Raw genomic sequence first — 20273 nt, 5'->3', positions numbered from 1 at the left:
CCGGACCTGGTGCCCGGCGGGAATCGCCCGTCGTGGGTGGCACGATGGGCAGCGGGGGAATCTGGGTCTGAACCTACGGATATCGACCGTCGCGTGCTGTGCCGGTGCCTGCCGTGGGATGGAGCCGGCTTGGGTCCGCGGCGGCCGCCGCGGGTCGCATCGCCCATGCGGAAGGCGGCGAGGTGCGCGACGGAGCGCTCGCGATCGACGGGCTGTCCAAACGGTATGGAGAGGTCGTCGCGCTGCGCGGGATGACGTTCGACGTCCGGGCGGGCGAGCTGTTCGGGTTCGTCGGCTCGAACGGGGCCGGCAAGACCACGACGATGCGGATCGTGCTCGGGGTGCTCACCGCCGACGGCGGGGAGGTCMGCTATGACGGGAGTCCGCTGACGCTCGCGGCGCGCCGCCGGATCGGGTACATGCCCGAGGAGCGGGGCCTGTACCCGAAGATGCGGGTCGGTGAGCAGCTGGAGTACCTCGCCCAGCTGCATGGCATGTCGGGCGTGGCCGCGCGCCGGGCGACCCTGGAGTGGGCCGAGCGGCTCGGTATCGCGCCGCGGCTCGGGGACGAGGTGCAGGCGCTCAGTCTCGGGAACCAGCAGCGTGCCCAGCTCGCGGCCGCGCTGGTGCACGACCCGGCGGTGCTGGTCCTCGACGAGCCGTTCTCCGGTCTGGACCCGGTCGCGGTCGACGTGATGAGCGACGTGTTGCGTGAGCGGGCCGCCGCGGGGGTGCCGGTGGTGTTCTCCAGCCATCAGCTCGACCTCGTCGAGCGGCTGTGTGACCGGGTCGGGATCGTCTCGGGTGGCGCGATGGTCGCCGTCGGCCCGGTCGACGAGCTGCGCGCGGGTGGTGAGTCGCTGCTGGTCGTCGACGCGCCGCGCGCCCCCGAGGGGTGGGCTTTGGGCCTGCCGGGTGTGGTCGGGGCCCGGGTGGAGGGTGCACAGACGGTGCTCGCTCTCGCGGCCGGTGCCGACGACCAGCAGGTGCTGCGGGCCGCGCTCGCGACCGGCCCGGTGCACGAGTTCGCGCACCGGCGCCCGACGCTGACGGAGCTGTTCCGTGAGGTGGTCAGCTCGGACCCGGCGCCGGGTGGGGCGGCGCCCGACGGCGGCAAGGGCAGGGGCGGGCGTGGGCGTGGCTGGGGGAGACGTGCCGGGGTGGGCGCGTCGGTGCGGGCGAGGGTGAAGGGTGGGCAGCGGTGAGCGGCACCATCGATCTTGATACCGGCGCCGACGGTCAGGGGCGGCCCGGCGCGGTGGTGCCCGCGGGCGTCGTGGCTGGCGGTGGCGGCCCTGTTCGTGGCGGCGAGGACGGCGGGGGCGGGGCGGGGACGTCGTCGGGGCGGGTGCTGTGGCTCGTCGTGCGCCGCGAGGTGTCGACCCGGCTGCGTTCCAAGGCTTTTCGGATCATGACGCCGCTGCTGGTCGTCGTGCTCGCCGCGGGGATCAGTGTCACGGCCCTGTTCGGCGGCTCGTCACCGAGCACCGTCGGTTTCCTGCCTGCTGACGCCCGTTACGGGGCGGCGCTCACGGCGGTCGGTGACGCCGCGGGTGTCGACGTCCGCGCGGTCACCGTCGCCGACGCTGCCGAGGCGGAGCGCCAGGTCCGGGACGGCACGCTCGACGCCGCCGTGACGGCGAGTGGCCCGGACGGTTTCCGGGTCATCGTCCGGCACACCCTCGACGACCAGGGCCGGGGGCTTCTCACCGCCATCGCCCGCCAGCAGGCGCTCGACGCGCAGGTCACCGCGCTCGGCGGTGACCTCGGCCAGGTCGACCGCGAGGTCGCCGCAGCCGGTGTCGACGTGGTCGCGCTCGAGGCGCCCAGGGAGCGGGACAACGCGCGGATCGGCCTCGGGGCCGTCACCGGGGTCCTGATCTACCTGTCGCTGCTGATCTTCGGCCCGGTGGTCGCGCAGGGGGTCGTCGAGGAGAAGTCCAGCCGCGTCGTCGAGATCCTGCTGGCCACGGTCCGGCCGTGGCAGCTGATGTCGGGCAAGGTGATCGGCATCGGGATCATCGGGCTGATCCAGATGGCGCTGTATGCCGCGGTCGGGGTGCCGCTGGCGGTGGCGACCGGGGTGCTGAGCCTGTCACTGGTGACGGCGCTCGCGTCGGCGGGCTGGTCGCTGGTCTGGTACCTGCTCGGTTTCGCGCTCTACGCGCTGCTGTTCGCCGCGGCGGGCTCGCTGGTGTCCCGGCAGGAGGACGCCTCGGCGGTCACCATGCCCCTCATCATGATCATCATCATTCCGTACGTGATCGGGATCTCGGTGCTGCCCGGCGACCCGGGCAGCGGCCTGCTGCGGGTGCTGTCGCTGGTCCCGTTGTCCGCGCCGCTGATCATGCCGATGCTCATCGCGGCGGGCACGGCCGCCGCGTGGCAGATCGCGCTGGGCACCGCCCTGACGATCGCCACGATCATCGGGCTGGTCCCGCTGACGGGCCGGATCTACTCCGGGGCGGTCAAGCGCACCGGTACCCGGGTCCGTCTCACCGACGCGCTGCGTTCCGGCTGACCCGGCGCCCGGTGCCCGGTGCCCGGCCCATCCTGTCGTCCACGGGAGGGGTGGGCCGGGGCCGGTCAGCCGCCGCGGGGGGCGTACATGATGAGGGCCATGCCGGCGAGGCAGACCGCCGCGCCGGCCAGGTCGAACCGGTCGGGGCGGTAGCCGTCCGCGACGACGCCCCACAGGATCGACCCGGCGACGAAGACCCCGCCGTAGGCGGCCAGTACCCGGCCGAAGTGCCCGTCGGGCTGGAACGTGGCGACGAAGCCGTAGAGCCCGAGCGTGACCACCCCGGCGGCCACCMACAGCGGGCCGCGGTGTTCGCGTAGCCCCTGCCACACCAGCCAGGCGCCGCCGATCTCGAGCACGGCGGCGAGGACGAACAGGGCGACGGAACGGGCGGCGACCACGGTGAGCTGGCGGCCCTCTCAGGCGACGGCTGCGGGGCGTGGGCGGATATGCCCGCGCACGCCCGACGCTACCGCCGCCGTGTCGGGGGTCGTCGGGGGTCGTTGCCGGTCTCGCCGGTCTGGCCGGACTGCGGGCGGCGCCTACGCCCTGCGCGGCATCGACGGGCCAACGCCCTTCGTCTCCTGGAAGAAGGTCGCGATCGCGGCGGCGACAGTGTCCGGCGCCTTTTCGGGGCCCAAGTGGTCCAACGTGGGAAAGCCGGTCAGGGAGGCAGCGGGCAGCAGCGCCGCGAGGCGCGCAGGGGCGCCACCGGCGGCGGTGCTCTCGGTGTCCTTGCCCGTCATCAGCAACATGGGCGTGGTGATGCCTGCGTAGCGCTGAGGCTGGTTGGCGAGTCGGGCGGCCTCCTCATGCTCGAGGATCGTTCCGGCCAGCAGCGCATACTTCTGGCGCCGTTCCGGGCGGCGGATCGCGGCGAGGATGATCAGGGTGAGCAGCGGACGTGGCACCCGCCCAGTCGTGCGCGGGTTGACGCCGCGGATGAACGTGAGGAAGGCGGCCAGCTGCCGCCCGGCTGAGAGCTCTCGGCGGCAGCGGTCGGTCCAGGTGAGGGTGACCGGGCCGTGCCCTTCTAGATGGACACCCGGTTCGTAGACGGCGGCCCGATCGAACCGCTGCCCGGCCGCAAGCGCCTCGAGGGCGAGGAAGCCCCCGAAGCTGTGTCCGACCAGCAACGTCGCTCCGGTTGCCTGCTGGACGGCGGCGATGTCCTCACACTCGCGCTCGGCGGTGTAGTCGGCGCCTTGCGGGCCCGACCCGCCGCGGCCGCGCCGGTCCAGTGTGTGGACGGTGAACCACGTGCCCAACGCCCGCGCGAAGCCGGCGAAGTCCTGTGCGGTCGCCAGCGCCCCGGGAAGCAGGATCAGGCCCGGGCCATGGCCGACGGTCAGGTAGCTGATCGTGGTGCCATCGGCGGAGGTGACAGTGGGCATGGGACGCCGGCCTTTCGGGAAGGATGCTGGTCAGGATCCGTAGGGGACGCTAACGAGCGTCGCCCGAGGCCCCCAGCCGGCGAGCCCCCGAACCGAAGGGGGCTTAGGCCCACCATCAGCCGAGAATGCCGGCGGACGAGAGCGGATCCCATCCGCTCTCGTCATTCCATCGGGGTCCGGAACTCGGGTCCGCCGAGCCAATCGTTCAATCCTGCGGTTCTTCCAACCCCCGAAGAGCGGGGCGCGCACGTCGCCGTGCTCGCCGGCGGTCGGCGCGTCCATCGGCGGCGTCGCACTGCCCGTCGACGCCGGCGCGACGGCCAGGGGCTGACCATCGGCCGCGCCGCGGTCCGGGAGCCCATCGGGCCCGCGGTGGCCGTGGAGTACGCGGGTAGGTGGGGACTGTCAGGCCTCTGACAGTCCCGCGAGCTGCTCCTCACACGTTTTCTCACACGCCTGCCGGTTTTCCTTGCCTCACGGGTCGCGAACGACGCGACGGGAGGAAGGAATACTGTGAAGAGACGTCTGCTCGCGGCGGCCACTGCCGCAACGCTCACCGCGGGTATCGCCGCGACGACCATCGTCGGTACGGCAGGCACGGCGAGTGCCCGGCCGTTGACGTGCGAGCTCCTGGAGCCCCTGTACATGGTTGTGCTCGACATGATCGTGCCCCCCGCCCCCGGGACCGGGTGGTACGCCGTCATGGGTGCCTACCAGGACAACTGCTGACGCCTTCGTGGCATTGGCTGGGTGAAAACGTCGTCCGTCATTTCGGGTGTGTCCTCGAGGACACACCCGAAATGACGAGGCGGCTTCCGCGGTCGTGGGAGAGGGGTCGCCGGCGGCACCTGGACCCACTACGCCCCCGGCGACCACGGCAGGCCAGCGCCGCCGCCGGACGCGATGTGCCGGGGTTCGGCGGGGCCCGGTCTAGAGGAAGCCGGTGAGGCCGGTGGGTCGGTGCGGGCCGATGGCGAGCAGCTCGAACAGGCCGTAGCCGACCTGGCCGTCGCGGGTGAAGCGGGCGAAGTTGTCGGTGATGCCCAGCAGGCGGCCCTGCTGGGCGGGGTCGGTGACGTCGATGGTCTCCCCGTCGACCTTGAGCGCCCCCTGGTACATGCCGTGCTTCCAGCCGGGGTCGAAGCCGTAGCCGGTGCCGGCGCCGAGGTGGGCGGTGACCAGGGCCTCGGCGGTGATCTCGGGAATCTTGTCGTCGCGGCGGGTGAAGCGGATGGTCGCGGACTTCGGGACGCGGGTGCCGGGGTGGAACTCGATCGTGTAGTCGGGGCGGCCGAGCTGCTCGGCCGGTTTGCCGGTCGCCGCGGGCCAGACGAGCAGCGCCTCCTCCAGGGAGCGGTCCCCGGCCTCGTCCTCCTGGAGGATCACGATGACCGAGTAGTCCTCGAACTGGATCGGCAGGTACAGCCAGAACAGGGTGTGGAAGTCGGCGGGCCTGCCGGGGGGTTCGGACTCGCCGACGGGCCGGATCCCCCAGGAACGGTCCCGGGTGCCCCACCAGCGGTCGGGGGTGACCTCGGTGGTCTGGCCGTCGGTGGTGAAGGTGCCCGACCAGCGGCCGGTCTGGGCGAGCCGGCAGGCGTCGATGATGACCCGGTTCGCGGCGCCGCGGATGACCTGCCGCGGTTCGAGGGTCGCGGGCATCGCGCCCTCGAACGTCAGGTCGGCGGACAGGCCGAAGTCGTTCGGCTCGAGGATGAACCGCAGCTTCTGGAGGCCTTCGACGACCTCGACGCGCAGCGGGCCGACCCGGGTGTCGAGCCGGTCGGTGCCGAGCTCCGCCGAGGCGCGCACGACCCGGTGCTCGGTGCCGCGGCGCAGCAGGGCGAACGCGTCGGCGGTGCCGAGGTTCGGGTACTGGCCCAGGCCGAGGACGAGGAACGTGTCGCCGTCGTGGGAGCCGCAGTTGAAGTAGTAGCGGTCGTAGAAGTTGCGGTCGGAGGTCGCGACCTCGCGGATGGGCGCGGCGATCTGGTGGACGGGGTAGTCGTCGAGCGGCGACAGCACGAGGCGCTCCTGGCGGGTCTCGGGGGCGGGTGCCCGGGGGTCGTGCTGGACGGGTCTCGGGCGGGCGGCGCTGGCCGGCGTTCCCCCGGCCCTGGCCCCGGATCGGGGTCGGGGCCGGGCGGGCCGTCAGCCGGCCGCGGTCGGCGCGCCGGCGGGCGCGGTCCGTGGCTCACCCCGCGGCGGCGGGGCGCCGGGGGCTGGCAGGCCCAGCAGCTTCGCGAGCATCCGGCTCACCGTGTTGTTGGTGATCATGTCGGTGGCGGGGTCCATCATCCCGAGCTCGACGAACATCACCAGGATGCGCAGCATGATGACGGCGAAGCGGTGGGCGGCGAAGACCTCGTAGTACTCCAGGTCGCGCACCGGCCGGCCGAGGAGCCGTTCGTAGCGGGCGACCGTCTGTTCGCGGGACGGGAACCCGTCCAGGCGGGGCACGTCGCAGCCCTCGCTGTGGTGCCGGTCGAGGAACAGGAACCAGGCGAGGTCGGTCTCCGCGGCGCCGAGTGTCGCCATCTCCCAGTCGAGCACCGCGGCGGCGCGGAACGTGTCGTCGAACAGAATGTTGCCGATCCGGGCGTCGCCCCACAGCAGCACCGGCGGGTCGGGTTCGGCCGGCTGGTGCGCGCGCAGCCAGGCGCGGGCGCTGGCCAGCGGCTCCGGCGGGGTGTCGAACATCTTCGCCGCCGCCCAGTCGAGCATCTCCTCGTAGTAGGCGAGCTGCTGGTCGAGCCCGGTGCGGCCGCGGCGCGGGCTGTCGAGGAAGTCGAGGCCCAGGGCATACGGGTCGAGCCGGTGCAGGCGGGCGAGCACGTCGACGCCGCCCCACCACATCGTGGCCCGGTCGGCGGGGGAAACGTCGTGCAGCCAGCCGCCGACGTGGTAGGGCGGGTTGTCGTTGGGCGCCCGGCCGTCGACCGCGCCCATCACGAAGAACGGCGCGCCCAGTAGTGACGCGTCCCGTTCGAAGCCGAACAGCTCCGGCATCGGCAGGCCCGGGTCCCGGCCGGTGAGCGCCGCCATGACCTGGTACTGCTCCTCGAAGCGCGGTTCCAGGAACACCTGGTAGACGGTCGGCGCGATCCGCAGCACCAGCCGCCGGGTGGCCCGGTCGGGCCCGTCGCCCCAGGTGGCGTCGAACAGGTGCGTCTCGTTGGAGAACCCCAGCCCCTCCGGGCTGGTCAGCGGCCCCACGTCGACCCCGCCGTCGGCGCCCGGCAACCGGGACGCCAGCCAGCCGGCGAGCCGGGAGCGGGTTAACTCGGGGTCGCGTTCCTGTGCCTGCACGCCGGTTCCCTTCCCCAGGCCACGACGGCCCACGGCGCGGGCCTTCCCCCGCCGCGCGGACGGCGGCCCGCGGCCGGACACGGCCGCGGGACCGTGAGCCACGTCACGCAAAACTGAAACTCGTTCTAACCCGCCCTCGTCGGGCTGTCAATCTCCACCCGGGGCGCCGGGAACGCCGGGTGGGAGAAAACGGGGAGCAGGCGCTCATAGTGCGTCAGCTCCTGCCGCGTCTGGGATCGCGAGATGCCCGACCTTGACGGGAGGCGAGGGTTGCACGCGGATGACGAACCGGCTTTCGAGGAGTTCGTGGCCCGGTCGGCCGAACGGCTGCTGCTGAGCGCGGCCCTGCTCGTCGGCGGCGACTGGGCCGCCGGCGAGGACCTGCTCCAGGGAGCGCTGGAACGTACCTACCGACACTGGGCGAAGATCGCCGAGGACCGGCGTGAGGCCTACGTGCGCCGCGCCCTGGTGAACGGCGCCACCAGCCGCTGGCGGCGTCAGCGAGCCCGGGTCACCGAGGTCCCCCTGCTCGTCGACGGCGCGTGGACCGCAGACGTCAGCGACACCTCCGCCGACCACGCCGACCAGCTGTCCGACCGCGACGGGCTGGCCAGGGCGCTGCTGTCCCTGCCACCGCGCCAGCGTGCCGTCCTCGTCCTGCGCTACCTCGAGGACCTGCCCGAGGGCGAGGTCGCCGCCGCGCTCGGCTGCTCCGTCGGCTCGGTGCGCAGCCAGGCCTACCGGGGGCTGGCCCGGCTGCGCGACAACGAGCACGTCGCCGCGCTCGCCGGGACGACCAGCCGTGGCACCCCGGCCCGGCCGCCCATCCCGGGACCTGTACCGGTCACGGCGCCCGGCGCGGCGGACGTCCTGACCAACGAGACCGGCCCGGCCACGCCGCTCGCCGCGGCGGCCACCAGGAGCAGGCGGCCGAGGAAGGAGACACCGTGACCCTCAACGACAGCGACGTGAACGACCTGGAGGCGCGGCTGCGCGCCCTGGGCCCCGGCCTGCGCCGCCGCCCCGCCGCGCCCACCCTCGTGGACACGGTCCGCGCGCGGGCCAGCCGCCACCGGGCCCGCGCCCGGGTCATCGGCGCCGCCGCGCTCGTCGTCCTGGTCGCCGCCGGCGTCGGGATCCCCGTCGCCCTGCTCACCGGGCCGCAGCGGACCACCGTCGTGCCGGCCCGCCAGCCACCGCTGCACACCTTCGGCGGCCTCGGCGTGACCTGGCTGCCCGCCGGGCTCACCCACGACGTCGACGCCGCCGCCCACGACCTGGTCGACAGCGGGTTCTCGTGGGGCCCCGTCGACGGCTCCCAGCCCCCACGGGGGCTCCGACCACCGGTCACCCAGCTCATGGGGATCACCACGCTCAGGCTGACCCACGTCGACCGCACCATGTTCGGCAGCCTGTTCACGGCGAAGGGCTCCGCGACCACCACCAACCCGTCCTCGGCCTGGGTCACAGTGACCTGGCAGCCGGAGGTCCTGACGACCGTCGACACGATGGCCACCCAGATCCGCGCCAGTGACTCGTCCGGCCTCGGCCCGATCCTCCTGTCCAAGGACACCGTCGGCGGCCGGCCGGCCCTCGTCCTGCACCATGACCTGGCCACGGAGACCCTGCCGACGCTGGAGCCCGGGACGACGGCGCGCTACGTCGCGACGGCCACCCCGTCGCTTCCCCCGGTCCCGGCCGAGACGCGTTACCGCACGGCGCTGCTGTGGGTCGACGCGACGGGCGTCGTGTTCTCGGTGGAGCTGGCGGGCCCGACCCCGCCCGACCCCGCCGTGGCCCACCGGATCGCCGACGGCCTGGTCCTCGGTCAGCAGCCGACGATCCCCGGCTACACCCCGCTGGGCGTGCCGCCCGTCCCGGTCGACGCGGCGACCACCGCGGCCGTGACCCCCRTGCTGGAGGCGGCCTTCACCGGCGGCACCCCGGCCGACCGCTGGGCCGGCGCGGTACAGGACGGCCCCGCGCTGCTCGCCGTCCGCGACGAGCTGGGCACCCGCTACCCGGGGCCGGCCAGCAGGGCACGGGTGGACACCCTCAGCAGGGTGGATCCGGACACCGTCAGCGCCCAGGTCGCCCTGTCGTACGACGACCCGTCCGTGGCCGGAGCGCTCGGCGGAGGCCCCGCGCTCATCTCGGTCACGGCGGTCCGCACCGCCGAGGGCTGGAAGGTCAGCCGGGACAGCTTCTGCGCGAGCCTGACCTACCGCCAGACGCCCGCGATCTCCTGCCCCTGACAGGCCTGACAGCGCCACGGCCGCAGGCCGGGGTTCTGACGAGCCCGCGAAGGTCGCTCAGGGCCTGCGGCCGTGGAAGGTGCGGCGCAGGTCGCTCACCCAGGCGTCGGGATTCTCCCAGGGGATGAAGTGGCCACCGTGGTCGTGGGCGTTGACGTTGACGTGGTTGAACCAGGCGGCCTGCGGGCCGGTCCTGAACGCCTGGACGCGCTCGCCCGCGGTGTGGATGCCGGGCGGGTTCTCGTAGGTGACGAAGGTGACGCCGACCGGGGCCCGCACGACGGGGGTGCGGTCGTGGGCGGGGGTCCAGGGGTAGCGGTTGGCGTTGGCGTAGTAACGCATCGACGTGGCGATGGAGTTGTTCACCCAGTAGATCGTGGCGTGGGTGAGCAGGTCGTCCTTGGCGAAGACGGACTCGAGGTCGCCGCCGTTGTCGCTCCAGGCGTTCCAGCGTTCCAGCAGCCAGGCGAGCAGCCCGGCGGGTGAGTCGCTGAGGGCGTGGGCCAGGGTGGCGCCGTCGAGCATGTGCACGGCGAGGTGGGAGGCCGAGCGGCGGTCCAGCTCGATGATCCGGGCCCGGACGTCGGCGGGCTGGTCGTCGGTGAGAGGCCGGTTGCGGGCGAGGTCCCAGGCGCGGGGGCCGGTGAAGAAGTCGAGYGGCAGCGCGGAGCCGATGTGGATGCCGTACAGCTCGTCGGCGTACTTGTGGCCGAGCTGGCTGGTGACGATCCCGCCGATGTCGCAGCCCCCGGCGGCGTACTTCTCGTATCCGAGCGTCTCGGTCATCAGGGTGTGCCAGAGGTCGGCGACCTTCCAGAAGTTGACGTCCGGAAAGCCGGTGAGCGGGCCGGGGAAACCGAAGCCGGGCAGGGACGGCACGAGGACGTCGAACGCGTCGGCGGGGTCACCGCCGAACGCGGCCGGGTCGGCGAGCGGGTCGATCACCTTCGACCAGTGCCAGAACGTCCACGGCCAGCCGTGGGTGAGGATCAACGGGATCGGGCGGGGGCCGCGGCCGGGCCTGCGCATGAAATGCACCGGCACACCGGCGACGCCCACCTGGTAGTGCTCGTAGGCGTTGATGGCGGCCTCGGCCTTGCGCCAGTCGTAGTCGTCCCGCCAGTAGGCGACCAGCTCACCCAGATAGCTGTCCGGGACGCCGTAGGACCAGTCCTCGTTCCCCTCGTCCAGCGGCGGGCGGGTCAGCGTGAGACGGGCGCGCAGGTCGTCGAGGACGTCGTCGGACACGTGGAGCGGGGCGGGCTCCAGGGGGAAGGCGTGCAGGGGGGTCATGGCGTGGTCCTCCTGTCGGTCGGATCCGGTTCTGCTGACGGCAGGCAGGGGTGTTCACCGGCCCGGGTGGGCGGCGATAGTCGCGACATGCGGCTGTTGGTGCTCGGTGGGACCGAGTTCGTCGGTATGGCGGTGGTCGAGGCGGGGCTCGCTCGTGGTTTCGACGTGACGGTGTTCCACCGGGGCCGGCATCCGGCGCCGCCGGAGGTGGCCGCGCTGCACGGGGACCGGACCGCGCCCGGCGGCCTGGCGGCGCTCGCCGAGGCCGGCGGGGAGTGGGACGTCGTCGTCGACACCTGGTCGTGGGCGCCGGCCGCGGTCCGCGACGCCGCCAGGCTGCTCGAGCCCCGCGCCGGCCACTACGTCTACGTGTCCAGCCGTTCCGTCTACACGTTCCCCGTCCCACCGGGCGCGACCGGCCTCGCCGAGGACGCCCCGGTCGTCGACGGATCCCCCGACGACGCCGAGGACGGCGGCCTCGCCGCCTACAACCGGATGAAGCGCGGCGGCGAGCTGGCCGCGCTCGCCGCGTTCGGCCCGGGACGCACGCTGCTGCCCCGGCCCGGGCTGGTCCTCGGGCCGGGAGAGAACATCGGCCGGCTGCCCTGGTGGCTGACCCGGATCGCCCGCGGCGGCCGGGTCCTCGCCCCCGGCCCGGCCGACCTGCCGTTCGGGTACCTCGACGTCCGCGACCTCGCGGGCTGGCTGCTGGACGCGGCCGTGGCCGGCGTCGCCGGTCCGTTCGACCTGCAGAGCCCGCCCGGGCACGCGACCACGGCCTCGGTGCTGTCGGCCTGCGTGGCGGCGACCGGCTCCGACGCGGAGCTGGTCTGGACCGACCCGGAACCGATCCTCGCCGCCGGGGTGCGGCCATGGACGCAGCTGCCGGGCTGGTTCGCGCCCGGCGAGTACCACGCCGCGTTCCACCTCGCCGACGTCTCCCGGGCACTGGCCGCCGGCCTGCGCCCACGCCCGGTCCTCGACACCGTCGCCGACACCTGGACCTGGCTCCAGAAGATCGGCGGCCGGGCCCCGCACCGCCCCGACCGCCCACCGGTCGGCCTGGACCCGGCCGTCGAGACCGCGATCCTCGACGCCACCCAAGGCCGCGGCGCCTCCGGCGCCCGCGACCCGCGCTGAGACGTTCAGGGAGCGACGACGGCGAACGCCTCGACCTCCAGCAGGAGCTCGGGGCGGAACAGGGCCGCGACCTGGACGGCGGTGCTCGCCGGCGGCCGGGCCGTGTCGATGACAGCGTCGCGGGCGACGCGGACGGCCGGCAGGTGGGCGACGTCGACGACGAAGAACGTCAGCTTGACCACGTCGGTGAACGTCGCGCCCGCGGCCGCGAGACAGCGGCCCAGGTTCGCGAACACCTGAACCGCCTGCGCGGCCGGGTCGCCGGCGCCGACGACGGCGCCGTGCTCGTCGAGCGCGACCTGTCCGGAGACGGCGACCAGCCGGCCCGTGCCGGTCACCACGTGGGTGTAGCCGGCGCCGGGGGCGACCCCGCCCGGGGCGGCGATGTGGGTCAGGTGTGAGAGCTCCATGCCAGCAGTGTCCCCCGCGCCCCACCCCGAACGACCAGGGCGGTGAAAGGAAAAATGGACGTCCATTCATTATCGTGGTGGGCATGCAGGAGAAGCCGAGCCGCACGGCTCAGCACGTGGCGCTGTTCCGAGCCCTGGAGTCGGCGCGCGGCGGGCCGCGGCTGTTCACCGACCCGTACGCCGCCTCGTCGCTGCCACCCGCCCACCGGCTCGTCATCGCCGCGGCGCGGCTCCCCGGCGCCGGGCCGCGCGTCGCGCGGCGCGTGGAGCGCTACATCGACCGGCGCTGGCCGGGCGGGCCGCGGGCGAGCGCGGTCGCCCGCACCCGGCTGATCGACGACCTGGTCACCGGGGCCCTCACCGCCGGTGCCCGCCAGCTGGTCCTGCTCGGCGCCGGCTTCGACAGCCGTCCCTACCGCCTCGCCGCCGTCCGCGACGCGAAGGCGACCGCCGCCGCGAGACCTGCGGCCGCCAGGCGGGACACCGGGCCGGTCGACGTCTACGAGGTGGACCATCCGGCGACGCAGGCCCGTAAGCGGCGGCTCGTCGAACAGCGCGTCCCCGCCGCCAGCCGCGCCCACGTCCGGTTCGTCGCCGCCGACCTGCTGCGTACCGACACGCCCACCGTCGTCGTCTGGGAAGGCGTCACCAACTACCTCGACGCCACCGCCGTCGACGCCACCCTCACCGGGCTCGCCGGCGCGCTCGCCCCCGGCAGCCGGGTCGTGTTCACCTACGTCGACCGGCGCGCCCTCGACGGCAGCGGCACCTTCAGCGGCGTCGACGAGTGGGCCGGCACCGTCCGCGCCGCTGGCGAGCCGTTCACCTTCGGCCTCGTCCCGGACGAGCTGCCCGGCTACCTCGCCGCCCGCGGCCTCACCCTCACCCTGGACTGCTCCACCCGCGCCGCCGCCGACCGGTACCTGACCCCGCTCGGCCGCGGCGGCGAGCCGGCCGCGCCCTTCTACCGGGTCGCCCAGGCCGAGATCGCCCCGGCGCGGCCCGCCGCGGCGGCGACCCCGACGGCGCCGCGGGCCGCCGCCACGCCCGGAGGGAAGGACTGACGGTGCCGAAGGTCAGCGAGGAGCACACCCTGGCACGCCGCCAGCAGATCCTGGCGGCCGCGGCCCGCTGCTTCACCCGCGCGGGCTTCCACCGCACGACCGTCGCCGACATCGTGGCCGAGTCCGGCCTGTCCGCCGGCCTGCTCTACCGCTACTTCGCCGACAAGGACGCCATCGTCGCCGCCATCGCCATCCAGTGGCACGACGCCCAGTCCGCCCGCCTGCACCTCCCCGCGGCAGACCCGGTCGTCGCCACGGGTCCAGCGCCGGCGTCGGACGACGTCACGGAGAGCCCGGACGGACAGGCGACGCTCGCCGCCGTCACCGCCGGGTACCTGGAGATGCTGCGCTCGCTCGCCGAACCCGCCGAGCGGACGCGGGTCCGCCTCGGGGTGCAGATCTGGGCGGAGGCGCTGCGCGCACCCGCGATCCACCTGGTGGCCCGCCAGGGTGTCGACGGACCGCGCGCCGCGGTCACCGCGCTGGTCCGCGCCGCCCAGGAACGCGGCGCCCTGCCCGCCGCCCTGCCCGCCGACGGCGCAGCCCGTGTCCTCATCGCGATCTACCAGGGGCTCGCGCTGCAGACCGCCTGGGACGACGACCTCGACCACACCGCCGCCGCCGACGCCGTCGCCACCCTCCTCACCGCCCTCGCCACCGGAGCGGCGGACGGGTCAGTGTGAGACAGGCGCGGCGGAAGACTCCGCCAGACCACGGCTGGCCCACCGCCACGAGTGGAGCGCTGGCCAGCTGTCGCCAGGCCGACTCGGGTTCAGCCCGTCCGGTTCGCGACCACTAGGGTGCGGCTGTGCGGATACGAGCGGTAGCACCGGCGGCCTTCGTCCTGTTCCTCGCGGTAGCCCTGACGGCCTGCTCCGCGGTCAGCGAGAGCGACGAGCCGGCGACCCCGGCGTCGACCTCCGGGGGAGCGACCTCCACCGCGTCGACCACGGCCAGCCCGGGCACGTCATCGACCTCCACCGCCAGCCCCGGCGGTCCCAAGCCGGGCTCGTTCACCGCTCCCAAGTCCGCCTGCGACCTCGTCGACGCCCCCTCCCTCGAACGGATCAGCGGCCGGTCCGGACTGAGCCTGAACAGCGTCTCCAGCCTCGGCTGCGCGGTCACCGACGGCTTCCTGCCGGTCGGCGCGGTGACACTGGTCATCCGTACCGCCGACGCGAACAAATCCGCCCAGCAGGAGCTCGACGACACCGTCGCCGCCTCCACCTACGGCAAGGACAAGGTCCAGGACATCCCCGGCCTCGGCGCCGCGGCCCGCTACGGCACCTCAAGCCTCGGCAGCATGACGTTCGCGTCCGTCTACACCATCGACCTGCGCGGCACCCAGGTCGCGAGCCTGTCGATCTCCATCGACGCCAAGGACCCCGCCACCGCCAAGGACCCGCTCGTCGTCCTCGCCCGCGCCGCCCTCGGCAAGATCTGACCGGTCCGGCCCTACCGGCCAGGGGCGGATCGTGACCGCCCCTGGCCGCCTCGGTCGACCGGTGTCACCGCGGCCAGGGGCGGGGCGGGACGATCGGGACGTGGACAGCCCGCGCATCCGGCCCGCCGTCGCCGAGGATCTGCCCGTCCTGCTGGACCTGTACCGGCAGCTCGCCGACGGGCGGCCCGAGTCTCAGCCCGCCGGCCCGGCCGCCGCCGAACCGATCCTGGCGCGGATCCTCGCCGACCCGTCCCGCCAGCTGCTCGTCGCCGACGTCGACGGCCGCGTCGTCGGCACCGCCGAGGTGCTCGTCCACGTCAACCTGACGCACGGCGGCCAGCCCTGGGCGATCGTCGAGAACGTCGTCGTCGCCGCGGACGCCCGCCGGCTCGGCGCCGGCCGGGCGCTCATGGCCCACGTCGTCGAACAGGCCCGCGCCGCCGGCTGCTACAAGATCCAGCTGCTGTCCCGCGGCGAGCGCGGCGACGCCCACCTGTTCTATGAGTCCCTCGGCTTCGCGCGCTCCGCCGTCGGCTTCCGCCGCTACCTGTCCTGACGGGCGGCGCCGCGGGCCGCCGTCGACGAAGGCGCATCCGGAAGTCGACGAGGGTAGTACCTGGAATCCGCGAGGCGCCCGCGCTTACCGCCGAAAGAGAGAGACCAAGGAGGGTGGCCCGCTCGGCGCGACGAGAGACGTTGTGGGCATGCGGTTTCTCCTCGCGGGCGCGGTCATGCTGCTCTCGCCGTTCGTCGCCGAGTTCCTCGCCTTCGGGACGGCCGACCGGCTCGGCCTGATCGTCTTCCTCGCGCCGATGTACGGCAGCGGCGCGCTGCTCATCCGGGAGGCCGCGCGCCGGACCGCGTCCCCGTGGCTGACGGTCGCGCTGCTCGGCACGACGTACGGGATCCTGGAAGCGGGCCTGATCGACATGAGCCTGTTCAACCCGGCGTACGAGGGCACCGACGACTTCACCAGGCCCGCCCACCTGCCGGGGCTCGAGACCAGCGCGTTCAACCTGCTGGTGTTCGTCGTCGGGCACGTCGTGTGGAGCATCGCCGTCCCCCTCGCGCTCGCCGAGGGCCTTGCCCCCGCCCGGCTGCGCCATCGGCCGTGGCTGCGCCGGCCGGGTCTGGTCGGGTGTGGCCTGCTCTACCTCGGCGGCGCGGCGCTGATCCACGCCGACGTCGCGGACGGGTTCGCCCCGTCGGCCGTGCAGGTCGTGTTCGCCGCGGGGATCGCCACGGCGTCCCTGGCCACCGCCTGGGCGTGGCGGCACCGGGCCTCGCCGTGCGGCGAGGGCCGCCGCGTCGCGGTCTGGCTTGTCGGGGTGGTCGCGTTCGCGGTAACGGCCGGCTGGTGCCTGCTGCCCGCGTCGTGGCCGGGTGTCGCCGGGCAGGTCGCCCTGGTCGGCCTCGCCGGCGCGCTGCTCGCCCGGACGGTGGCGCGGACACGCTGGAACGACGCACGCACCCTGGCCCTGGCCGCCGGCGCGCTGGCCACCTATCTCGGTGTCGCGTACGTCTACCCGGTCGCCGACTACCCCGGTGACCATTCCAACCCGGCGACCGAACGGCTCAGCGAGCTGCTGTTCACCCTCGTCGCGGTCGCCCTGGTGACGTTCGGCGCGCTGCGGCTGCGTACCCGCCGGACGCCCGATGCACGGACTCCGTGATCGCCGCGGCGGTGGCGTGTCTACGGGAGGCGGACCAGGTCGGCCGGGGTGAAGCTGACCGGGAACGGCTCGGTGACCGTGACGGCCTCGTCCGGTCCGGTCGTCGGCTCCTCGCGGTAGCCGTCGAGCGCCCGGTCGAGACACAGCACCGTGACCGCCGGGCCGGTGCGGGTCGACGGGTCGACGATCCAGTACGACGACACGCCGAGCCGGGCGTAGACCTGCCGCTTCGCGAGCCGGTCGATGCCGAGGCTGCTGGGCGAGAGCACCTCCACGGCCAGCACCGGCACACCCAGGTAGGGCTCCTCGGGCGTGAGGTCGACGGCGTGGGCCACGAGGAGGTCGGGCTGCAGGCTGCCGCGCCGGCCCTTGAGCACGTCGGGTGTCGGGCCGAAGACGACCAGTCCGGCCGGGCAGGCGGCGCGCAGGATCACGGCCAGTGAGAGCACCACATGCTGGTGCTCCCAGCGGGGAGCGGGGCTCACCAGGAGCGTCCCGTCGATGAGCTCGTAGCGGTTGCTGTCCTCGGGCGTCCGTTCGAGGTCGTCGACGGTGAACCCGCCGGGCCGGGAGACCAGCAGGACCCCGTCGAGCAGCTCGTAGTGGTAGCCGTCACGCGGGAGCCGCGCCAGGTCATCCGGAATGAACCCGTCGGGGCCGGGCGTCGGAAACACCCACGGGTCGGGCGGCGACGTGTCAGGCGGCACCGGCATGGCAGACATGATGCGCTCCTCGGGGGCAGGGACATGGGCCAACGCTGACCGCCCGCCGGGCATCAGCGCCACCACCAGCACGAAACTGTGGAAACCACCCCGCTGTCCACAGCCCTCGCGCCCTGACTGTGGCCTCTCAGTAGGCCTTCCGGGGCCGGTTCCCCGGCTGGTGTCCCGTCGGCCGCGCCGGCCGGGACACCAGCCGGGCTGGGTCGGGGCGTCAGGCGCCGGCCACGTGGTGGGTGGCGACGTTGAGCCGGTTCCACACGTTGATCTGCCCGATGGTCAGCAGCAGCGCGGCGAGCTGCGCCTCGTCGTAGTGCCGGGCCGCCTCGTCGAACACGTCGTCGGGCACCGGGTCGCCGCGGTCGGCGATCCGGGTGACGGACTCGGTGAGCGCCAGAGCGGCCCGCTCGGCGTCGGTGAAGTACGACGCGTCCCGCCAGCCGGCCACGGTGTCGATCCGCTCGTCGGGCTCACCGGCCTTGCGCAGCGCGGTGGCGTGCATCTGCAGGCACCAGGCGCAGCCGTTGATCTGGCTGGCGCGCAGGTTGACCAGCTCGATCGTCTGTTCCGGCAATCCGGTACCCTTCACGGCCTCGTGGATGGCGGTCAGCGCCTTCAGGGCGGCCGGGATGACGTACACCGGATGCTTCATGCGTGCTTCCACGGGAACCTCCTGCGAGTTCGCCAGAGCGGTCACATCCGCCTGGCGTCGACGGTCAGTGCTATGACCCGACGCGACGGAGGAACGTGACAGATGCGCGAACGTGACAGCCACCACAACGAGGTCCCCGGCGACGACGAGACCGATGGTCCTGGCACGGGGGCAGGAACGGGCGGTGAGCGGGACTGGCTGGCCGGGCGGTTCGAGGAGAACCGGTCCTACCTGCGGTCCGTCGCCTACCGCATGCTCGGCTCGTTCGCCGAGGCCGACGACGCCGTCCAGGAGACCTGGCTGCGCCTGGCCCGGTCCGACGCGGACGGCATCGACAACCTGCGCGGCTGGCTGACGACGGTCGTCGGCCGGGTGTGCCTGAACGCGCTGCGCTCCCGGGCGGCCCGGCGCGAGGAGCCGCTGGAGGCCCGGCTGCCGGACCCGGTGGTCACCCGGCCCGACGCGGCGGCCGGCCCCGAGCAGGAGGCCGTGCTGGCCGAGTCGGTGGGCCTGGCACTGCTCGTCGTGCTGGACACGCTGAGCCCGCCGGAGCGCCTCGCGTTCGTGCTGCACGACCTGTTCGGGGTGCCGTTCGACGAGATCGCCCCGATGGTCGGCCGGTCCGCGGACGCGGCCCGCCAGCTCGCCAGCCGGGCCCGCCGCCGGGTCCGCGGCACGGCCACGGCCGAGGACGCCGCCGGTGACGATGACAGCGCCACGGCGGGCGCGGGCGCGGCGGGCCGGGTGACCGAGGCCGACCGGGCCCGCCGGCGGGCGGTCGTCGACGCCTTCTTCGCCGCCGCCCGCGGCGGCGACTTCGAGGGGCTGCTCGCCGTGCTCGACCCCGACGTCGTGCTGCGCATCGACCTCGGCGCCGAGGTGCCGCCCGCGCTCGCGGCCGCCGCCGGCGTACGCCGCGGCGCCCGCCAGGTCGCGGGAAGCGCCCTGATGTTCGCCAACCCGGCGGCCGCCCTGCGCCCGGTGCTGGTCAACGGCGTGGCCGGGGTCGTCGCCACCGTCGGTGGCCAGCCGACGGCCGTCATGGCGTTCACCGTCGTCGGCGACCGCATCATCGAGATCGACGCCTGGTCCGGCCCGGACCGCCTGCGCCACCTGGACCTCGCTGCCCTGGACGGCTGAGCGGCCCGGACGCGCCGCAGGGGATCACCCGCCGACGCCCGTCGGCGGGTGATCCCCTGCGATCCGGGGCGAGGAGGGTGTCAGCTCGCCATGCGGCGGGCCAGCGCGGGCAGGAGCCGTTGCGCGTTCTCGCGGTTGACGCGGCGGCGAGTGGCCTGGTCGAGGAACGGGTCGGTGTCGACCGCCCGCGCGTTCAGCCTGGCCCCGTCGGCGGTCGCGGCCGGCCAGTCTGATCCGAAGAGGATCCGGTCGCCGCCGGCGCCGGCGAGCAGCGACGGCGTGGCGTGCGGCGAGGTCGGCATCGCGGTGTCGTAGAAGAACCGTTTGACGCTGCGTACGGCCGTGGCCTCGTCGACGCCGGCGCCCAGATAGGTGCCGAGCTGCAGCCGGCCTGCCATGTAGGGGAAGAATCCGCCGCCGTKGGGGAGGATCAGCTTCAGGTCCGGAAAGCGGGTAAGGGTGCCGTTGAGCACCATCTTTACGGCTGCGCGGGTCGTGTCGGTCAGGAAATCCACGAGGAACTCGGCGACGGGTGCGCCTCCGCATCCAGCCAGGTTGAACGGATGGGTGAACACCACGGCCTTGCGCCGGTTCAGTTCGGCGAGGACCGGGTCGAACGACGGGTCCCCGAGGTAGAGGCCCGCGGAGTGCAGGTTCACCGCGACGCCGTCGGCCTTCAGCGTGTCCAGCGCATATGCGGCGGCTTCCAGAGCGACGTCGACCTGGTTCAACGGCAGGAACCCGAAGAAGCCGAACCTCTTCGGATGGCCGCGGACGACCTCGGCCAGGGACTCGTTCCCGACCTTGGTCATCTCCCGGATTTGGTCCGCGGTCAAACCGGCCAGGAACTCCGAGGGAACGGGGCCGGACAGCACCCCGGCGGCGATCCCGGTCTCGTCCATGATCTGCAGGGTGCTGTCGAGGTCCCACTGCGCCCAGGGCGGTCCGCCGGACGGGGGCAGGAGCCCGTGGTCGATCAGCCACTGGCGGCCGGCGGGCGTCATGGCGTGCTGGTGTACGTCGATGCGGCCGGCGGAATTGGACGCACCGGACGCACTGGACGCCGTGGTGCTGGCGCTGGCGCTGGCGGTCTGAAGGGCCGACGGTGCCAGCGCGGCCGCCCCCAGGGCGGCGGCACCGAGGACGGCGGTCCGTCGGTTTGGTCTCGGCGAAACAACCAGGTGGTCGGGCACCTGGTCTTCGCCGACGTCGTTCGCGTGGCGCACAAAAACTCCTCTGCGGACGGACCGGGGAATTCG

General features: G+C 73.8%; 21 protein-coding genes. 12 read left to right on the top strand and 9 right to left on the bottom strand.

Going from position 1 to position 20273, the window contains the following annotated elements; genetic code table 11:
• Positions 1-182: 182 nt before the first annotated feature.
• The gene (locus tag BCD49_RS20465; RefSeq protein WP_071041817.1) at positions 183-1205 is read left to right on the top strand and encodes an ABC transporter ATP-binding protein; all 1023 of its coding nucleotides are present in this window, start codon (positions 183-185) and stop codon (positions 1203-1205) included.
• Entirely contained in the window at positions 1202-2521 is a 1320-nt protein-coding gene (locus tag BCD49_RS20460) for an ABC transporter permease (protein WP_007519048.1), read from the top strand. The genes BCD49_RS20465 and BCD49_RS20460 overlap by 4 nt, the downstream gene beginning before the upstream one ends.
• Positions 2522-2586: 65 nt before the next feature.
• Here BCD49_RS20460 and BCD49_RS20455 read toward each other — a convergent pair whose 3' ends face one another.
• Together BCD49_RS20455 and BCD49_RS20450 are read right to left on the bottom strand one after the other, a co-directional pair.
• Positions 2587-2922 carry a YnfA family protein gene (locus BCD49_RS20455; RefSeq protein WP_071041789.1) on the bottom strand — a complete coding sequence of 112 codons (336 nt, stop codon included), beginning with the start codon at positions 2920-2922 and terminating at the stop codon, positions 2587-2589.
• Positions 2923-3063: 141 nt separating this feature from the next.
• Positions 3064-3915, bottom strand: coding sequence for an alpha/beta fold hydrolase (locus BCD49_RS20450; protein WP_007519053.1), 852 nt, complete (start codon positions 3913-3915; stop codon positions 3064-3066).
• A 513-nt stretch (positions 3916-4428) separates the two neighbouring features.
• On the opposite strand from BCD49_RS20450, the gene BCD49_RS20445 reads away from it, so the two are divergent.
• Complete coding sequence (locus BCD49_RS20445) at positions 4429-4644, top strand: hypothetical protein (protein ID WP_007519055.1); 216 nt, start codon at positions 4429-4431, stop codon at positions 4642-4644.
• A gap of 201 nt (positions 4645-4845) precedes the next feature.
• On the opposite strand, the gene BCD49_RS20440 is transcribed toward BCD49_RS20445, so the two are convergent.
• Entirely contained in the window at positions 4846-5940 is a 1095-nt protein-coding gene (locus BCD49_RS20440; protein ID WP_007519057.1) for a hypothetical protein, read from the bottom strand.
• Between the two features lie 126 nt (positions 5941-6066).
• Positions 6067-7224 carry a phosphotransferase family protein gene (locus BCD49_RS20435; protein WP_158072955.1) on the bottom strand — a complete coding sequence of 386 codons (1158 nt, stop codon included), beginning with the start codon at positions 7222-7224 and terminating at the stop codon, positions 6067-6069.
• A gap of 270 nt (positions 7225-7494) precedes the next feature.
• Between BCD49_RS20435 and BCD49_RS20430 the strand changes: the two genes are divergently transcribed.
• Both BCD49_RS20430 and BCD49_RS20425 read left to right on the top strand, forming a co-directional pair.
• Positions 7495-8175 carry a SigE family RNA polymerase sigma factor gene (locus BCD49_RS20430; RefSeq protein ID WP_007519711.1) on the top strand — a complete coding sequence of 227 codons (681 nt, stop codon included), beginning with the start codon at positions 7495-7497 and terminating at the stop codon, positions 8173-8175.
• On the top strand, positions 8172-9479 hold the full coding sequence (locus tag BCD49_RS20425; protein ID WP_071041787.1) for a hypothetical protein: 1308 nt from the start codon (positions 8172-8174) through the stop codon (positions 9477-9479). The genes BCD49_RS20430 and BCD49_RS20425 overlap by 4 nt, the downstream gene beginning before the upstream one ends.
• A 57-nt stretch (positions 9480-9536) precedes the next feature.
• On the opposite strand, the gene BCD49_RS20420 is transcribed toward BCD49_RS20425, so the two are convergent.
• The gene (locus BCD49_RS20420; protein ID WP_007519715.1) at positions 9537-10772 is read right to left on the bottom strand and encodes an epoxide hydrolase family protein; all 1236 of its coding nucleotides are present in this window, start codon (positions 10770-10772) and stop codon (positions 9537-9539) included.
• Between the two features lie 87 nt (positions 10773-10859).
• On the opposite strand from BCD49_RS20420, the gene BCD49_RS20415 reads away from it, so the two are divergent.
• Positions 10860-11912, top strand: a complete 1053-nt coding sequence (locus BCD49_RS20415; RefSeq protein WP_007519716.1) for a hypothetical protein — start codon at positions 10860-10862, stop codon at positions 11910-11912.
• A gap of 5 nt (positions 11913-11917) precedes the next feature.
• On the opposite strand, the gene BCD49_RS20410 is transcribed toward BCD49_RS20415, so the two are convergent.
• A complete protein-coding gene (locus BCD49_RS20410; RefSeq protein ID WP_007519718.1) occupies positions 11918-12322 on the bottom strand; it encodes a RidA family protein in 405 nt (134 codons plus the stop codon).
• Between the two features lie 83 nt (positions 12323-12405).
• Between BCD49_RS20410 and BCD49_RS20405 the strand changes: the two genes are divergently transcribed.
• From BCD49_RS20405 to BCD49_RS20385, 5 genes are all read left to right on the top strand, one after another.
• The gene (locus BCD49_RS20405; protein WP_007519720.1) at positions 12406-13386 is read left to right on the top strand and encodes a class I SAM-dependent methyltransferase; all 981 of its coding nucleotides are present in this window, start codon (positions 12406-12408) and stop codon (positions 13384-13386) included.
• A gap of 2 nt (positions 13387-13388) precedes the next feature.
• Complete coding sequence (locus BCD49_RS20400; protein WP_007519722.1) at positions 13389-14069, top strand: TetR/AcrR family transcriptional regulator; 681 nt, start codon at positions 13389-13391, stop codon at positions 14067-14069.
• Positions 14070-14194: 125 nt separating this feature from the next.
• Positions 14195-14830: a hypothetical protein gene (locus BCD49_RS20395; protein WP_007519724.1), complete on the top strand. Its 636-nt coding sequence runs from the start codon at positions 14195-14197 to the stop codon at positions 14828-14830.
• A gap of 100 nt (positions 14831-14930) precedes the next feature.
• Positions 14931-15386: a GNAT family N-acetyltransferase gene (locus BCD49_RS20390; RefSeq protein WP_007519725.1), complete on the top strand. Its 456-nt coding sequence runs from the start codon at positions 14931-14933 to the stop codon at positions 15384-15386.
• A 148-nt stretch (positions 15387-15534) separates the two neighbouring features.
• Positions 15535-16503 (top strand): hypothetical protein, encoded by a 969-nt coding sequence (locus BCD49_RS20385; protein WP_007519727.1) that lies wholly within the window; start codon positions 15535-15537, stop codon positions 16501-16503.
• A 20-nt stretch (positions 16504-16523) separates the two neighbouring features.
• Here BCD49_RS20385 and BCD49_RS20380 read toward each other — a convergent pair whose 3' ends face one another.
• Positions 16524-17225 carry a Uma2 family endonuclease gene (locus tag BCD49_RS20380; protein WP_007519728.1) on the bottom strand — a complete coding sequence of 234 codons (702 nt, stop codon included), beginning with the start codon at positions 17223-17225 and terminating at the stop codon, positions 16524-16526.
• 211 nt (positions 17226-17436) lie between these two features.
• On the bottom strand, positions 17437-17886 hold the full coding sequence (locus tag BCD49_RS20375) for a carboxymuconolactone decarboxylase family protein (protein ID WP_007519730.1): 450 nt from the start codon (positions 17884-17886) through the stop codon (positions 17437-17439).
• Positions 17887-17976: 90 nt separating this feature from the next.
• On the opposite strand from BCD49_RS20375, the gene BCD49_RS20370 reads away from it, so the two are divergent.
• Positions 17977-19014, top strand: a complete 1038-nt coding sequence (locus BCD49_RS20370) for a sigma-70 family RNA polymerase sigma factor (protein ID WP_083401580.1) — start codon at positions 17977-17979, stop codon at positions 19012-19014.
• 80 nt (positions 19015-19094) lie between these two features.
• On the opposite strand, the gene BCD49_RS20365 is transcribed toward BCD49_RS20370, so the two are convergent.
• The gene (locus BCD49_RS20365) at positions 19095-20240 is read right to left on the bottom strand and encodes an amidohydrolase family protein (RefSeq protein ID WP_071041786.1); all 1146 of its coding nucleotides are present in this window, start codon (positions 20238-20240) and stop codon (positions 19095-19097) included.
• Between the last annotated feature and the right edge of the window lie 33 nt (positions 20241-20273).

This window comes from Pseudofrankia sp. EUN1h, from assembly GCF_001854645.1.
In the GTDB taxonomy this organism is placed as follows: Bacteria; Actinomycetota; Actinomycetes; order Frankiales; family Frankiaceae; genus Pseudofrankia; species Pseudofrankia saprophytica.
Note: the sequence above shows the minus strand (reverse complement) of the source record. Positions and strands in the feature narration are given on the sequence as shown.

Bases quoted from the DNA above. Each gene is read 5' to 3' on its own strand.
- BCD49_RS20405 (WP_007519720.1), top strand. From the start codon at position 12,406: ATGCAGGAGAAGCCGAGCCGCACGGCTCAGCACGTGGCGCTGTTCCGA.
- BCD49_RS20410 (WP_007519718.1), bottom strand. From the start codon at position 12,322: ATGGAGCTCTCACACCTGACCCACATCGCCGCCCCGGGCGGGGTCGCC.
- BCD49_RS20415 (WP_007519716.1), top strand. From the start codon at position 10,860: ATGCGGCTGTTGGTGCTCGGTGGGACCGAGTTCGTCGGTATGGCGGTG.
- BCD49_RS20370 (WP_083401580.1), top strand. From the start codon at position 17,977: ATGCGCGAACGTGACAGCCACCACAACGAGGTCCCCGGCGACGACGAG.
- BCD49_RS20385 (WP_007519727.1), top strand. From the start codon at position 15,535: ATGCGGTTTCTCCTCGCGGGCGCGGTCATGCTGCTCTCGCCGTTCGTC.
- BCD49_RS20450 (WP_007519053.1), bottom strand. From the start codon at position 3,915: ATGCCCACTGTCACCTCCGCCGATGGCACCACGATCAGCTACCTGACC.
- BCD49_RS20380 (WP_007519728.1), bottom strand. From the start codon at position 17,225: ATGTCTGCCATGCCGGTGCCGCCTGACACGTCGCCGCCCGACCCGTGG.